The organism is Paracraurococcus lichenis, from assembly GCF_030657435.1.
Lineage (GTDB): Bacteria > Pseudomonadota > Alphaproteobacteria > Acetobacterales > Acetobacteraceae > Paracraurococcus > Paracraurococcus lichenis.
The window spans coordinates 1-557 of sequence record NZ_JAUTWS010000443.1; the positions used below are offsets into that span (position 1 = coordinate 1).

Consider the following 557-nt stretch of genomic DNA (forward strand, 5'->3'; position numbering starts at 1 on the left):
GTCTCGGTCGAGACCTACGGCCACCCCTACGTCACGCTCTACCGTCCCGACCTGCTGGCGGTGCTGGCCGAGGCGGTCGAGGCGGCGGCGCCGGGCACCATCCGGCTCGGCCGCCGCGCCGCCGGCTGTGCCGACGAGGCCGGGCGCGCTGTGCTTCGCTTCGCCGATGGCGCTGCCGCCGAGGGTGACGCGCTGGTCGGTGCCGACGGCATCCACTCGGCGGTGCGCGCGGCGCTGTACGGCCCGGGCGAGGCGGAGTTCACCGGCCTCGTCGCCTGGCGCGGCGTGATCCCGATGGAGCGGCTGCCGCGCCGTCTCGCGCGCATGGTGGCGTCGAACTGGGTCGGCCCGGGTCGGCACGTGGTCCAGTACCCGCTGCGCCGGGGCGAGCTGATGAACTTTGTCGGCGTGGTCGAGCGCGACGATTGGCTGGAGGAATCCTGGACCACGCCCGGCACCCATGCGGCGATGCGGGCCGACTTCGCCGGCTGGCACGACGACGTGCAGGCGCTGATCGACGCCATTCCGCAGCCCTACCTGTGGGCGCTGAAGCTGCG

At 74.1% G+C, this 557-nt stretch carries 1 pseudogene; it reads left to right on the top strand.

The features are described from left to right. Positions 1 to 557, top strand: a pseudogene (locus Q7A36_RS40715) (hypothetical protein); the annotation flags it as partial.